General features: G+C 51.8%; 12 protein-coding genes. 9 read left to right on the top strand and 3 right to left on the bottom strand.

Annotated features, from left to right (window positions below; all coding sequences use genetic code 11):
• The first annotated feature begins 27 nt into the window (after window positions 1-27).
• Window positions 28-1,443: a pyruvate kinase gene (gene pyk, locus PREMU_RS06470; RefSeq protein WP_007574046.1), complete on the top strand. Its 1,416-nt coding sequence runs from the start codon at window positions 28-30 to the stop codon at window positions 1,441-1,443.
• On the opposite strand, the gene PREMU_RS06465 is transcribed toward pyk, so the two are convergent.
• The 3 genes from PREMU_RS06465 to PREMU_RS06455 form a co-directional block, all read right to left on the bottom strand.
• On the bottom strand, window positions 1,418-2,698 hold the full coding sequence (locus tag PREMU_RS06465) for a type IX secretion system plug protein (RefSeq protein WP_040558083.1): 1,281 nt from the start codon (window positions 2,696-2,698) through the stop codon (window positions 1,418-1,420). The genes pyk and PREMU_RS06465 overlap by 26 nt on opposite strands.
• A gap of 2 nt (window positions 2,699-2,700) precedes the next feature.
• The gene (locus PREMU_RS06460) at window positions 2,701-3,951 is read right to left on the bottom strand and encodes a phosphoglycerate kinase (protein WP_007574042.1); all 1,251 of its coding nucleotides are present in this window, start codon (window positions 3,949-3,951) and stop codon (window positions 2,701-2,703) included.
• Window positions 3,952-4,156: 205 nt separating this feature from the next.
• Window positions 4,157-4,441 (bottom strand): DUF4491 family protein, encoded by a 285-nt coding sequence (locus PREMU_RS06455; protein ID WP_007574037.1) that lies wholly within the window; start codon window positions 4,439-4,441, stop codon window positions 4,157-4,159.
• A gap of 134 nt (window positions 4,442-4,575) precedes the next feature.
• Between PREMU_RS06455 and PREMU_RS06450 the strand changes: the two genes are divergently transcribed.
• The 8 genes from PREMU_RS06450 to pheT all read left to right on the top strand — a co-directional run bounded on the left by PREMU_RS06450 (window position 4,576) and on the right by pheT (window position 15,430).
• Window positions 4,576-6,324 (top strand): phospho-sugar mutase, encoded by a 1,749-nt coding sequence (locus PREMU_RS06450; protein ID WP_007574035.1) that lies wholly within the window; start codon window positions 4,576-4,578, stop codon window positions 6,322-6,324.
• A gap of 69 nt (window positions 6,325-6,393) precedes the next feature.
• Window positions 6,394-7,377 carry a Gfo/Idh/MocA family protein gene (locus PREMU_RS06445; protein WP_007574033.1) on the top strand — a complete coding sequence of 328 codons (984 nt, stop codon included), beginning with the start codon at window positions 6,394-6,396 and terminating at the stop codon, window positions 7,375-7,377.
• Between the two features lie 434 nt (window positions 7,378-7,811).
• Window positions 7,812-8,903: a DUF4421 domain-containing protein gene (locus PREMU_RS06435; protein WP_007574029.1), complete on the top strand. Its 1,092-nt coding sequence runs from the start codon at window positions 7,812-7,814 to the stop codon at window positions 8,901-8,903.
• Complete coding sequence (locus tag PREMU_RS06430) at window positions 8,900-9,754, top strand: N-acetylmuramoyl-L-alanine amidase-like domain-containing protein (RefSeq protein ID WP_007574027.1); 855 nt, start codon at window positions 8,900-8,902, stop codon at window positions 9,752-9,754. The genes PREMU_RS06435 and PREMU_RS06430 overlap by 4 nt, the downstream gene beginning before the upstream one ends.
• Before the next feature lie 17 nt (window positions 9,755-9,771).
• A complete protein-coding gene (locus tag PREMU_RS06425; protein WP_007574025.1) occupies window positions 9,772-11,043 on the top strand; it encodes a replication-associated recombination protein A in 1,272 nt (423 codons plus the stop codon).
• A 203-nt stretch (window positions 11,044-11,246) separates the two neighbouring features.
• Entirely contained in the window at window positions 11,247-12,218 is a 972-nt protein-coding gene (locus PREMU_RS06420; RefSeq protein WP_040558710.1) for a D-2-hydroxyacid dehydrogenase, read from the top strand.
• 8 nt (window positions 12,219-12,226) lie between these two features.
• Window positions 12,227-12,862 (top strand): trimeric intracellular cation channel family protein, encoded by a 636-nt coding sequence (locus PREMU_RS06415; protein ID WP_007574021.1) that lies wholly within the window; start codon window positions 12,227-12,229, stop codon window positions 12,860-12,862.
• Window positions 12,863-12,961: 99 nt separating this feature from the next.
• On the top strand, window positions 12,962-15,430 hold the full coding sequence (gene pheT / locus PREMU_RS06410; protein WP_007574020.1) for a phenylalanine--tRNA ligase subunit beta: 2,469 nt from the start codon (window positions 12,962-12,964) through the stop codon (window positions 15,428-15,430).
• Window positions 15,431-15,441 lie beyond the last annotated feature (11 nt).

The following is a 15,441-nucleotide window of genomic DNA, read 5'->3' as shown; positions in this document are numbered from 1 at the left end:
TTGCCAAAGGATAATAATGATAGTTTCATGAAACAGACAAAAATAGTATGCTCCATCAGTGACCGTCGTTGTGATGTCGATTTCATTCGCGGATTGTTCAACGCAGGCATGAATGTAGTGAGAATGAACACAGCGCATGCCACGCCGGATGGCATCCGCACCATCATCGAAAACACTCGTGCCGTTTCGCCTCATATCGGTATCCTCATCGACACTAAGGGGCCTGAGGTAAGGACCACAGATGTCAAAGAACCTATACAATATAGAACAGGTGAGGCTGTGAAGATTTTCGGGCGTCCGGAGATGGAAACCACCCACGACATCATCAATGTGTCGTTTCCTGACTTCGCTAAGGATGTGAGAGTGGGTGACGTCATTCTCTTCGACGACGGCGCCATCGGCATGAAGGTGACGGGCATTGAGGGCCCTACAGTCTATGTTGAAGTACAAAATGACGGTGTGCTCGGTGCCCACAAGAGCGTCAATGTGCCGGGTGAGCACATTGATTTGCCTGCCCTGACCGAGAAGGATAAGCGGAATATTCAGTTGGCCATTGACGAAAACATCGACTTCATCGCCCATAGTTTTGTGCGGTCGGCAGATGATGTGCATGCCGTTCAGAGAATTCTTGATAAGCACCTTTCAGATATCAAGATTATTTCGAAGATCGAGAATCAGGAGGGTGTCGACAATATTGACGAGATCATCAAGGCAAGCTACGGTATCATGGTGGCGCGCGGCGATTTAGGCATTGAAGTGCCCGTGGAGAAAATCCCCGGCATTCAGCGGATGATCATCCGTAAGTGCGTAGAGCACCACAAACCGGTGATTGTGGCTACGCAGATGCTGCACACCATGATCAACAATCCTCGGCCAACGCGTGCAGAGGTCACAGATATTGCCAACGCCATCTATAGTAATACCGATGCCTTGATGCTCAGTGGAGAAACAGCAGCAGGTAAATACCCGCTCGAGGCCGTGGAGACCATGGCAACAGTTGCTGAACAGGCTGAGAACGACCGCCAAAACTTTGACTCTATTTATAATGTGCCGCTCAATGATCATTGCTCTCAACGCGAATTCTTGTCTCATGCTGCTATTGAGTCTACACGCCTGTTGGGGGTTGAAGGCATCATCACAGCCTCACGTTCGGGTTATACGGCCCGCTGTCTGGCATCGTACCGTGGCCCCAAGCCCATTCTTGCCATCTGTTATAATGACAAGCTGCAGCGCTGGCTGAACCTTTCTTATGGCGTGATTGCCGTCCGACAGAAAGAAGAGGCCTCGCACGACGACATCTTCAACGCCGCCATCCGTATGCTGAGACAAAAAGGCTATGTGACCAATGAGGACAAGGTGGCTTACCTGTCTGGTTCACTTGATAATCTTGAAGAGGGGACGGCTTATCTTGAAATTATCAAGGTAGGCGAGAGGATAGGTTGAGATAGTTGACGAGCCGGTCGGTGCGCTCTCCCTGACCACGGAAGTAGACAAGTAGTTGGTAGCTGTTTTCTGTTTGATAATAGTTACCTTGAGAAGGTAGGGGAACTGTGGTGCCGTCGGCACGCATCAAGAGATATTGGTAATTGTAATAGCCCTGTTTGAGGGGGACGACGGCTTCATAGAGGCCGTCGTTTTCATTCCAAGTCATCCGGTAGCGCTCATCAAAGTTATCTTGCGTCCATGCGCCATTCAGGTAAACATCGGCCGTTTGCCGTGAAGCTTTCAGCGTGAAATGGGTGAGAATGTAGTCACTTTGCGTATTATTGTTGACATTATCAGAATTCCGGATACAGAAGGCACCGTCGACATCCTCATCGTAAATATAGTTTGGGCGCGGCTCGTCCATGAACACCCATGCATTGTAGTGTTTTCCATCCCACCCAACACGCTCCAAGCCCATGGTGGTGTGGGTGGGGTCGAGGATCTCAAACTTGTGATACTCGTTTCCGGCGGGGAAAACGAGGCTGCGGTTATGGTCCCACGCCATGCCGTCTGCCCTGATATACTGTGGCTTCGGATTACAGACACAGTTGTCCCACCGGCCGTTCTGTAGCACGACGGTCTTGATCTGTGTTGACGGCGATGTGACACGGTTGGAGCCGAAATTGAGGCTGATGCTTAGTTGCTGATGACTGCCGTTGATGTCGATGTCCGTGTTCGCAGTCTGCTCCATCGCACTTTTCATGCTTTGTTCCGTCACCATGAGACAGGCCTTGAGCACGGGCGTGTTGCCGGTGTCCTCATCATGGACCGTGACGGTGTAGTTACCGCTTAGTTTTAGCCGGCAGCGGTCATTGGGGAGTGTCAGTTTGTAATGAGTGTATGGCGTGTTGGTGTTGACCGACTGTCCATAGTCGTCGATGGTGTTTCCTGAGGCGAAGCCGTCGACATAATCGCTTTCCAACAGTTCTTCGGATGGTGTCCAGTCAGCCTCACAGTGCTGCACGGTGTAAGTGTAGCGGTGATAGTCGTGAGAGAGCTCGTCAAAGGCAATGGTGACAAAACCCTCGCCGGCATTATTGGAATCATTGCCGTTATTGGCCGGTGACAAGCCGATCACAGGCAACGGCTCCATCCAGTTGTTCCCTGGAACGACCTGGAGAGAAGCAATGGTAGAAACAAAAATCTCACTGCGCTGTGCCTTTGCGGTGGCACAGAGCAATGAGATGAGAAGAATGATGATTCTGTGATTCAAGATCAGCCCTCAATAGCAGCCACGCCGGGGAGTACTTTGCCCTCGATGGCCTCGAGCATGGCACCGCCACCTGTAGAGACATAGCTCACCTTGTCGGCCAGACCGAACTTGTTGACAGCGGCAACAGAGTCGCCGCCGCCCACGAGCGAGTAAGCGCCGTTCTTCTGTGTGGCCTCTGCCACAGTCTTGGCGATCTCGCCGGTGCCGTGAGCGAAGTTCTCAAGCTCGAAAACGCCTACAGGGCCGTTCCACAGGATGGTCCTGGAAGAGAGGATAATCTTCTTCCAGTTGTCCAGACTCTCTTCGGAGGCGTCCATACCCTCCCATCCGTCAGGAATCTGATTGATAGGAAACACCTTACGCGGAGTGTCGTTCTTGAACTCCCTGCCGCAGACGGTGGCGACAGACAGAGAGAGGTTCACACCTTTCTCTCTGGCCGTCTTGATGACGTTCAGAGCCTCGGGCATGAGGTCGTCCTCGTGCAGAGAGTTGCCGATGTGGCCGCCCTGAGCTTTGACGAAGGTGTAACCCATACCCCCACCGATGATGAGGTTGTCGACCTTGTCGAGGAGGTTCTTGATGACGCCGAGCTTGGAGCTGACCTTGGAGCCACCGATGATGGCGGTGAAAGGATGCCGGGCGTTCTTCAGCACGTTGTCGATAGCCTTCACCTCTTTCTCCATGAGGTAGCCGAGCATCTTGTGGTCCTTGTCGAAATAATCGGCAATGACGGCTGTAGAGGCGTGCTTGCGGTGTGCGGTGCCGAAAGCGTCGTTGACATAAACCTCTGCGTAAGAAGCGAGCTTCTTGGCGAAGTCTTTCTGACGGTTCTTCATCTCTGCCTTGGCAGCGTCGTACTCAGGGGTACCTTTCTCTACGCCTACAGGCTTGCCCTCCTCTTCGGGATAGAAGCGGAGGTTCTCCAGCAGCAGTGCCTCACCGGGTTTCAGGGCGGCGGCCTCGGCGTCAGCCTTGCCGCAGTCGGGAGCGAACTTCACGTCAACACCAAGTGCCCTGCTCACGTCAGGAACGATCTGCCTCAGGCTCAGCTTGGCATTCACCTTGCCCTTAGGCTTGCCCATGTGGCTCATCATGATCAGAGCGCCGCCATCATTCAGGATCTTCTTCAGGGTGGGCAGAGCACCACGGATACGGGTGTCGTCCGTCACGTGGCCATTCTCATCCAATGGCACATTGAAATCTACGCGGACAATTGCCTTCTTATCGGCAAAATTAAACTCATCGATTGTCATAGCTCTTTAAAATTGTTCTAATAAATTAGTTATTATAATAAAAATCAGATTCAGCTTATGCTATTGCCCACAAAGGTACTAAAAAAGAAACGAACGGCTATGGATTTTATTTTTTTTATGATTGCACTGGGGGTGATGCTGTGACAACCCAAAAGCGTTGCAATGTTGCACGTCGCAATAAGGTGTTTTCCAGTCTCTGTGATGTTTATTGTCTCTTCGGGTTCTTCGGGAACCATCCTTTCTCCACGCGTTTCTTCTGCTCGAAGAGCTCTCCGATGGCCCAAAGACTGGAGGCGCCTGCCACGCCGGCGACGGCAGAGAGGAACGTGCTCTCAATACAGAGGGAGCCCGCCATACAGGCAATGCCTGTCAAAAGAAATATCCACCAGGGACGTGTGCCGAAGTAATATTCGGTCTTGATGACAATGGGGTGGAAGACACCAATTATAAAAAAAGTGCACAAGGCGATGGCTGTTCCAGAGAAATACATACTATCTTATCATGTTTGTTGAGTTACAACTGCAAATTTACAAAAATTAATTTGCATACTGTCTATTATTAGGAAAATAAATGCTATCTTTGCGACATAAAAATATGTAAAACACTTTTTAAACCCTATCAGTTATGGATAATAACAAAGAGCTTATTGCCCAGTGTGAGGCCAGGGCCAGACAGTGGCTTTCTCCTGCCTTTGATGAAGAGACGCGCGTTTCGGTCCAGGCTATGCTGGACAATTCCGACAAGACAGATCTCATTGAAAGTTTCTACAAGGATCTCGAGTTTGGTACGGGCGGCCTGCGCGGTATCATGGGCGCAGGCACGAACCGCATGAACATCTATACGGTAGGCATGGCAACCCAGGGCTTTGCCAACTACTTAAAGAAAAACTTTAAGGACCGCAAGGAGATATCTGCCGTTGTGTGTCATGACTGCCGTAACAACAGCCGTCTGTATGCCGAGACAGTGGCCAACATCTTCTCGGCCAACGGCATCAAGGCTTATCTCTTCGACGACCTCCGCCCGACGCCGGAGTGCTCTTTTGCCATCCGTTATCTCAAGGCCCAAGGCGGTGTAAACATCACAGCCAGCCACAATCCCCGTGAATATAACGGTTACAAGGCCTACTGGGAGGATGGAGCCCAAGTGCTTGCGCCGCACGACAAGGGCATCATTGACGAGGTGAGCAGGTGCGCCATTGCCGACGTGAAGTTCCGGGGCAACAAGGATCTTGTCCAGATTATCGGCGAGGATATCGACGAGCCGTATCTGCGCAGGATCCGTACTGTCAGCATCGACCCCGGGGTCATCAGGAAGCAGCATGACCTGAAGATTGTCTATACACCGCTGCATGGAGCCGGCCGCGTCATCATTCCGCGCTCTCTGGCTTATTGGGGCTTTGACAATGTTCACTGTGTCTTTGAGCAGATGATTAAAGACGGAAACTTCCCCACTGTGGACCGTCCCAACCCCGAGTTCGCCGAGGCGCTGACACTCGGTCTGCGCGATGCCAGGAAGCTCGATGCCGATATCCTCATGGCTTCTGACCCTGACGCTGACCGCGTGGGCATGGCCTGCAAGAACGACAAGGGCGAGTGGGTGCTCATCAACGGCAACCAGACTTGCATGATCTTCCTGTGGTACATCATCTCCAACCGTAAGGCTAAGGGGCTGCTGAAGCCGACTGACTTCATCGTCAAGACTATTGTGACGACGGAGCTCATCAAAAAGATTGCAGACAAGCAGGGTGTGGAGATGCGAGACTGCTACACGGGCTTTAAATGGATTGCCCGTGAAATCCGGCTTTCTGAAGGCAGGCAGCAGTATATCGGTGGCGGCGAGGAGAGCTACGGCTTTCTGGCTGAGGACTTTGTCCGCGATAAGGACGCTGTGTCGGCATGCTCACTGCTGGCTGAGATCTGCGCTTACGCCAAGGATAAGGGAAAGTCTCTCTATGACATCCTGATGGATATCTATAAGGAGTACGGCTTCTCCAAGGAGTTCACGGTCAATGTGGAGCGTCCGGGCAAGGCCGGTGCCGAGGAGATACAGAAGATGATGGCCGACTTCCGCGCCAATCCGCCGAAGGAGCTTGGCGGCTCTAAGGTCGTGCTGTGGAAAGACTACAAGACGCTTGAGGCTGTTGACGACAAGGGTAACAGGACGAAGCTCGTCATGCCTGAGACAAGCAATGTGCTGCAGTGGTTCTGCGGCGATGATACGAAAGTCAGCGTGCGCCCCTCAGGCACAGAGCCGAAGATTAAGTTCTATATCGAGGTCAAGGGCGTGATGCATGACGCTTCGGAGTATGAGGCTCTTGACAGGAAAGGAATGGAGAAGATTGAGGCTATCAAGAAGAGCCTCGGTCTGGCATAAGATATTTAGTGCAGTGGCCGGTCCCGTACCGGTCACTGCATTGGATGAGAATAACGATCGTAATTTAGCATGAGACAAATACGATGGGGATTCATCGGCTGCGGGGAGGTCACGGAGAAGAAATCAGGACCTGCTTTCAATGAGGTTGAGGGGTCCTGTGTCGTGGCTGTGATGAGCCGTAACGGAGAGCGTGTGAAGGCCTATGCGCAACGGCACAACATACCAAAATGGTATACCGATGCTCAGGAGCTCATCGACGACCCCGATGTCAATGCCGTCTACATCGCCACGCCGCCGTCCTCCCACGCTACATACGCCGTCATGTGCATGCGGTCCGGTAAACCGTGCTATGTGGAGAAACCATTGGCGGCCAACTATGAAGACTGTATCCGCGTCAACCGCATCAGCGAGCAGACAGGCGTACCCTGCTTCGTGGCTTACTACCGCCGCTATCTGCCTTATTTCAACAGGGTGCGGCACATTATCGCCTCTGACGGTATTGGCAAGGTGCTCACTGTGCAGCTGCAGTTTGCCGTGCCTCCACGTGACCTGGATTACAGTGCCTCGTCCTCAAAACCGTGGCGGTTACAGCCCGACATCTCCGGCGGCGGCTATTTCTATGACCTGGCACCCCATCAGCTCGATTTGCTCCAAGAACTCTTCGGAATCATTGTCCGAGCCCATGGCTATCCCACGAACCGCGAGCATCTCTATGAGGCAGAGGACACTATCTCGGCAGTGTTCATCTTTGACAGTGGCATCTCGGGCAGTGCGTCTTGGTGTTTCGTGGGACATGAGAGCGCCAAGGCCGACCGCATAACGGTGATAGGCGACAAGGGCATACTCTCTTTTAGTGTATATAACTATGACCCCATCCAGCTGGTCAATAACTCTGGGTCACGAAGCATTATTGTACCCAATCCCCCTTATTTGCAGTTGCCTATCATCACTTCCGTCATCCATCATTTGCAAGGCATAGATACCTGTACAGCCACATCAGTCAGTGCTACCCCGGTCAATTGGGTGATGGACCGTGTCCTGGGAAAGTTCTGACGCCATTGATGATGAATGACACGAATGAACGCGTCCGGACGGATGTGAGGGAGTGCAGGGTAGAGCCTTGCGCCCTATCTCAAATAATATTCCAACCAACATTCAATCTGTCGAACATTATTTTAGGTGGCCCACGGGGGGGCCACCCTGCACTAATTGTGAGGGAGAAGTGCAGCTATGAAGCTGGCGCTCTTCAGGGACGCGCTCGGTTTCATTTTTATCGTTGCTGCCAAGCAATAGGATATCATCGTTAAGTAATGGGACATCATCGTTAAGCAATAGGACATCGGCGTTAAGCATTAGACTATCGTTATTAAGCATTAGGGTATTACCGCCAAACAAATGGGGAAGAATAGAGCCAAAAAAATGTTATTCCTCTTTGTCATGATCGAAAATTATCGTAAGTTTGCAGCATAAAAGGTTGACAGGAAAGAATGCGCACACGGTTAATATGGCTATTGATTCTCCTCTCAGGGCTCTCTGGCGCTGCGTGTGCTGACAGCATTCCTGCTGCCACCCCAACGAAAAGGCTGTCGGGGTTTATGAGGATGGTACGCAATTTTTCACGGGTGGATACCAACTATATCGAGCCGCAGAAGTATAATTTCACGATCATGCTGCAAAACACTATCAGTTTTGAGGGCTACACACTCAAGACGCGCAATGGTCATGAGGTAGTGTTTTCACCCGAGCCTTCTTATAAGATAGGACCGTATTTTGGCTGGCGTCTTGTTTTTCTGGGCTACACTATTGACCTGCGGCAGTTGGGTAACGAAGCGCGTGAAGCGATTAATTTCAGTCTGTATGCCCCGCAGATAGGTGTGGACATCTTTTTCAGAAAGTCGGGCGACAACTATCGAATCGGCGGCATCAACTTCGGCGACAAATCTGTCGATAGAGCGATGAAACGGCAGAATTTCGATGGTTTTGAGACCTCTGAGCGGGGTATCAACGCTTACTACATCTTCAATCATCAAAGGTTCTCTTATCCGGCCGCCTACAGTCAGAGCACACAGCAGCGCCGCTCGACAGGCAGCGCACTCGCCGGCATGAGCTATTCCCGCCACAAGCTGAATGTAAACTGGGACAAGTTTCACCGGCTAATGGACCAAGTGGTAGGCAAGGGCACAGCAGAGACCGTGGGCGATACCGCCATACACTTTTCTAATATTGACTATACTGACTTCTCGCTCAGCGGCGGCTATGCTTACAATTGGGTCTTCGCCCGCAACTGGCTCTTCGACATCTCCCTGCAGGCAGCGTTGGGATACAAGCAGTTGAAAGGCAAGTCCAATGGTGAGAACAAGAATTTCTTCCGCAATTTTAATATCAGGGATATCATGCTCGACGGCGTGTCGAGACTGGGACTCGTGTGGAATGATACACGGTGGTATGCAGGCGCCAGCGCCGTCTTTCACACGTATAATTACCGAAAAGCCAATTTCTCAGCCAATACCACATTCGGTAATGTCTACATCTATTCAGGTTATAATTTCGGTTTAAAAAAACAATACAGAAAGAAATGAAGAGAATCATATTGGGTATACTTCCCCTTTTACTGGCACTTAGTCTCCAGGCTCAGGGCGTGGACTACACGAAGTCCGACTCCATGAAGGCGATGGGGCTACTGAGGGATGCGGGAAGGCTTAAGGACAAGTCGATGGGGTCCTACATGGTCTTTTTTGCCCGTTCGTTGAAGGGGCTGCCCTACGTGGCAAAGACATTGGAAAAGAATAAGACGGAAAGGCTCGTCGTCAACCTCCGCCAGCTTGACTGCACCACCTACGTGGAGACGGTTCTTGCCCTGTCAAGGTGTATGCGGCAGGGCAAGCCCACATTTGCCGCTTACTGTGCCAATCTGCGGCAGGTACGATATAAGGGAGGGGTGGTGTCGTATCCCACCCGCCAGCATTACTTCACTTACTGGATTCAGGAAAATGTCCACGAAGGTCTTGTGGCGGATATACAGTCGCCCAATCCGCCTTTCTCAGCCGTCCAGACAGTGAAGGCCGACTATATGACGACGCATTTAGAGAGCTACCCCATGCTAAGCAGAAGAGCTCAGTGGGTCCGCCAGATAGCGGAGATGGAGAAGTCTATCACCGGCACCCGCCAGCGCTATATACCGAAGAGCATGGTGAATGACAGCCGGCTGATGCGGAAGACCGTTCATAATGGCGACATTATCGCCATTGTGACCACTAAGAAGGGATTGGAAATCAGCCACCTCGGCATTGCCGTATGGCATAGCGACGGACTGCACATGCTCAATGCCTCGGCCATCTATCATCGAGTAGTGGAGGACAACAACTTGTTGAAGACATATCTTTATCACCAGAAATCAGCGTTGGGTATCCGCATTGTACGGCCCATCTAAAAGACCTCAAGAAGACTATGGAACCATTGGCAGAGCGCATGCGCCCGCGCACCCTTGACGACTATGTCGGCCAGCAGCATCTTGTTGGGCGTGGCGGTGTGGTGCGCAAAATGATTGAAAGCAGAAAGATCTCGTCGTTTATTCTGTGGGGGCCTCCAGGTGTGGGCAAGACCACACTGGCCGAGATAGTGGCTGCAGAGATGAAGGTACCCTTCTTTACGCTCAGCGCGGTCACCAGCGGAGTAAAGGATGTCAGGGAGGTTATCGAGCGTGCTAAGAACGGACGATTTTTCAACAATGCCTCGCCCATTCTTTTTATTGATGAGATCCACCGCTTCTCCAAGTCACAGCAAGACTCACTGCTTGGAGCTGTGGAGCGTGGCGTGGTAACGCTCATTGGAGCCACGACGGAGAATCCTTCGTTCGAGGTCATCCGTCCGCTACTCTCTCGCTGCCAAGTCTATGTATTGAAATCGCTTGGCAAGGAGGATCTGCTGAAAATCATTAACAGAGCCATAGCGACAGACTCAGAACTGAAGAAAAAGCACATTGAGCTCAAGGAGACAGGCGCCATGATGCGTTACAGTGGCGGCGATGCCCGCAAACTGCTCAACATCCTTGAGCTGATAGTCGGCTCTGTCAACGGAGACGATGTGGTGATTACCGATGAGCGGGTGGAAGCGGAGTTGCAGACCAACCCCCTGGCCTACGACAAGCAGGGAGAGATGCACTACGACATCATCTCCGCCTTCATTAAGAGCATTCGCGGCTCTGATCCTGACGCGGCACTCTACTGGATGGCGAGGATGATCGAGGGAGGCGAGGACCCGCAGTTTATCGCGCGGCGGCTCGTCATCTCCGCAGCCGAAGATATCGGGCTCGCCAACCCTAATGCACTGCTACTGGCCAATGCCGCTTTCGATGCCGTCATGAAGATAGGATGGCCTGAAGGGCGCATTCCCTTGGCCGAGGCTGCCGTTTATCTGGCCACCAGTCCCAAAAGTAATTCGGCATACATGGGCATCAACACGGCCATTGAGGAAGTGAAGCAAAGCGGCAACCAGCCGGTGCCCCTGCCGCTTCGCAACGCCCCCACAAAGCTCATGGAGCAGTTGGGCTACCACGATGGCTATAAGTATCCACATGACTATCCAGGCAATTTCACACCACAGCAGTATCTTCCCGACGAGATGCGGCAGAAGCGTTTCTGGCACGCCCAGCACTCGCCGGCGGAAGAAAAGCTTTACCAGCGCATGCTGCAGTGCTGGGGTGACAGATATAAAATGTAGCGGCGCCATTATACACACCGTAGAGGCGATGCCATTACACCGTAGAGGCGATGCCATTACGCCGTAAAGGCGATGCCATTACACCGTAGAGGCGATGCCATTACACTGTAGAGGCGATGCCATTACACTGTAGAGGAAGAGAGAATACGGCTGACATTGATTTTTTACTATATAGCAACCTTATAAATTTTTAATTCGATATGATGAATATTGTAGTACTTGACGGCCACGCCGCCAATCCAGGCGATCTCTCCTGGGAGCCTCTGAAGGCCTTCGGCGCGTTGAAGGTCTATGAGCGGACAGCCCCTGACCAGGTCATCGTGCGCGCCAAAGACGCCGACATCGTGCTGATGAATAAGATCGACATGACCGATGAAGTTATCCGCCAACTGCCGAAACTCAAATATATCGGCATTCTGGCTACGGGCTATAACAACATTGACACTGAGTCGGCCCATCGTCATGGTGTAATAGTGTGCAATATCCCGTCCTATTCCACAGAGAGCGTGGTGCAGGCCACCTTCGCTCATATTCTCAATATCACCAATCAGGTAGCTCATTATGCCGACCAGAACCGTGCTGCTGACAAGGAAGGTGAAGGCCTGCGCTGGTCGCGCAATCCGGATTTCTGTTATTGGGATACACCACTGCCAGAGTTGTCTGGCAAGACGTTGGGCATTGTAGGACTTGGCCACATCGGGCAGCGTGTGGCTCAGGTGGCCCTCGCTTTCGGCATGCGTGTCTTCGCCTATACGTCGAAAGATCAGTCACAGCTCCCGGAAGGTGTCTATAAAGCCACGCTCGACGGACTGCTGCACTCCTCAGACATTGTGAGTCTCCATTGCCCGCTGACAAAGGATAACTTCCATTTCATCAATGCCGACAGTATCTCAAAGATGCGGCAGGGCACAATTCTCATCAATACTGCCCGCGGTGCGCTCGTCGATGAGCAGGCCATAGCCGACGCGCTCGCCGGAGGACAGTTAGGCGGCTATGGGGCCGATGTGATGGCCGAGGAGCCGCCGCGCCCTGACAATCCGCTATTCAGACAGCCGCATGCCTATATCACCCCGCATGTGGCTTGGGCCACACTGGAGGCACGCCGAAGACTGATGGATATTTGTATGGCCAACATCAAGGCCTTCCTTCAGGGAGAGCCCATCAATAAGGTTTAAGTATTGCCATGCAATTTGCTGATCCACAATTAGTTCACACTGTACAGACTATCATCGAGATTCTCGGCACCTTGGCTTTTGCCATCTCCGGTATCCGCCATGCTGCCGCCAAGCACTTCGACTGGTTCGGAGGATTTGTCTGCGGCTTTGCCGTGGCCATTGGGGGTGGAACCCTGCGCGATGTCATGTTGGGGCTTCCCCCATTTTGGATGACCTCGCCACTCTATATTATCTGTACGATCGTCGCCCAGATCTTCGTAATCTCGTTCTCAAAATTGCTTCGCCGCCTTGACAATGCCTGGTTCTTTTTCGACACATTGGGCCTTGCGTCATTCACAATTACGGGAATCCAAAAGACTCTCGAATGCGGTTTCCCCTTTTGGGTGGCCATCGTGATGGGCTGCATCACCGGATGCGCCGGCGGCGTAATCCGCGATGTGCTGCTCAATAAGACGCCCGTCGTCTTGCGCAAGGAGATCTATGCCATGGCCAGTGTCATAGGCGGACTGCTCTATTGGATGTTCAATGAACTGGAGGTGAACTTGCCGGTGACTGTGATCACTACTTTCCTATTCATTGTCGTCGTCCGCATCCTTGCGGTGAAATACCATCTGTCGCTTCCGGTACTCAAGGATGAGACCTGACGCACTCCCCCGTATTTTGCGGCATAAAGGAAAAAATCGCCAGTCAGTTTGCCTGGCTCATAGATTATTAGTAATTTTGCAGAAAATATCAATCTTAAAATGAAAATATCATATAAATGGCTTAAGGAATACGTTGACTTTGACCTTTCTCCCCAAGAGACTGCCGACGCGCTGACCTCTACGGGGTTGGAAGTGGATGCCCTTGATGAGGTGGAAGCCATCAAGGGTGGTCTGAAGGGGCTTTATGTGGGCAAGGTGCTCACGTGCGAGATGCACCCCAACAGCGACCATCTGCATGTCACCACTGTTGACCTGGGTAAAGGCGAGCCACAGCAAATCGTCTGTGGCGCACCCAATGTGGCAGCGGGGCAAAAAGTGATCGTTGCTGACTTGGACTGCAAGCTCTACGACGGCGATAAGGAGTTTGTCATCAAGAAAAGCCGCCTGCGCGGTGTCGACTCTTTCGGCATGATCTGTGCTGAGGATGAGATCGGCGTGGGCACGAGCCATGACGGCATCATCGTGCTCCCTGAGGAGGCCGTGGTGGGCACTCCCGCTGCGGAGTATTATCATCTCGATAGCGATTGGGTGATTGATATCGACATCACTGCCAACCGTGCTGACGCTCTCTCTCACTATGGTGTGGCCCGCGACCTCTACGCATGGCTCATACAGCGCGGATACAAGACAAGTCTCCATCGTCCCGACTGCACCAAGTTTCATGTTGACAACGAGTCGATGCCTATTGATGTGGAAATTGAAAACACGGAGGCTTGCAAGCGTTATGCCTGCCTGAGCATTACCGACTGTGAGGTAAAGGAAAGCCCTAAGTGGATGCAGGAAAAGCTCTCCACTATTGGCTTGAGACCTATCAACAACATCGTCGATATCACCAACTACATCATGATGGCTTACGGCCAGCCAATGCATTGCTTCGATGCTGACAAAGTGATCGGCCACAAGATCGTGGTGCGTACACAGCCCGAAGGCACGAAATTCGTGACTCTTGACGGCGAGGAACACATCTTGGGCGAACACGATCTGAGCATCTGTAATGCCAAAGAGCCCATGTGTATCGCGGGTATCTTTGGCGGCAAGGGCTCAGGCACATACGAGACGACTAAGAACGTGGTGCTGGAGTCAGCTTATTTCCACCCCACCTGGATCCGCAAGAGCGCGCGTCATCATGGCCTCTCCACTGATGCCAGCTTCCGCTTTGAGCGTGGCGTGGACCCCAATGGTACCATCTATGCCCTCAAGCAGGCGGCTATACTCTGCCAGGAGCTTGCAGGCGGAAAGGTGTCGATGCAGATCAAAGATGTGTATCCCCATCCATTACCCAATTTCGATGTGCGGCTCAACTATGAGTATGTTGACCGGCTGATTGGCAAAAAGCTTGGCGTCGATGCCATCAAGAGCATTGTGACCAGCCTGGAGATGAAGATCAACAAAGAGGACACGGAGGGTCTTGACCTGACGGTGCCCGCTTATCGGGTAGACGTGCGTCGTCCATGCGATGTGGTGGAAGACATCCTGCGCATTTATGGATATAATAATGTGGAGATCCCAACTCAGCTGAAGTCTTCTTTAACTATTCAGAATGAGGAGGATAAAGAGCATAAGCTTGAGAATATCATCTCTGAACAGCTTGTAGGCTGTGGCTTCAATGAGATTCTGAACAACTCTCTGACAAAAGAAGCTTACTACACGAAGGACGAGTTGAACGCTTATCCTTGGGCTAATACTGTCAAGGTGATGAACCCGCTCTCGGCGGACTTAGGTGTGATGCGTCAGACACTGGTCTTTGGAGGACTGGAGTCACTTGCGCGCAATATCAACCGTAAGCGCGAGAATCTTCGCTTCTTCGAGGTAGGCAATGTTTATCGCTATGATCCAGAGAAAGACGACCACATTACCCCCATCCCTGCCTATACTCAGCAGTATCATATCGCCTTGTGGTTGACAGGAAAGCGTGTGGAAGGATCATGGGCACATCCTGATGAGGATTCCTCTTTTTATGAGTTGAAGGCATACGTTAGCAATGTGCTGCAGCGAGCCGGTCTGGCACAAAGCCTCGCCATGGAGCAGGGGACCGACAATAATCTCTTTGCCTATGGGCTTTCACTGAAGACAAGACAAGGTTTAACTCTTGCTGAGTATGGAAAACTTTCAAAGAAGGTCGCCCATGAATGTGGTATAGACAAGGATGTCTTCTATGCGGAGCTCAATTGGAGTGCCATTGTGAAAGCTACCAAGAAGAATAAGATTGAGTTTAGAGAACTCTCTAAGTTCCCGTCAGTGAGTCGAGACCTCGCTCTGCTTGTCGACGACAATGTGGAGTTTGCACAGATAGAGCAGATCGCACGGAAGGCTGAGAAAAAGCTGCTGAAAAGCGTCACGCTCTTCGATGTCTATCAAGGCAAGAACCTGCCAGCCGGCAAGAAGAGCTATGCAGTTAACTTTGTGTTTGAAGATGAAGAGAAGACTCTGTCCGAGAAGCAGATAGAGTCTATGATGCAGAAGCTTATCACAAGTTTGAAGAAGCAGCTCAATGCAGAATTAAGATAAAACAGATAAAA

Source organism: Hallella multisaccharivorax DSM 17128 (assembly GCF_000218235.1).
In the GTDB taxonomy this organism is placed as follows: Bacteria; Bacteroidota; Bacteroidia; order Bacteroidales; family Bacteroidaceae; genus Prevotella; species Prevotella multisaccharivorax.
The sequence above is the reverse complement of the archived record's forward strand: the minus strand, read 5'-3'. Positions and strand labels throughout refer to the sequence as shown.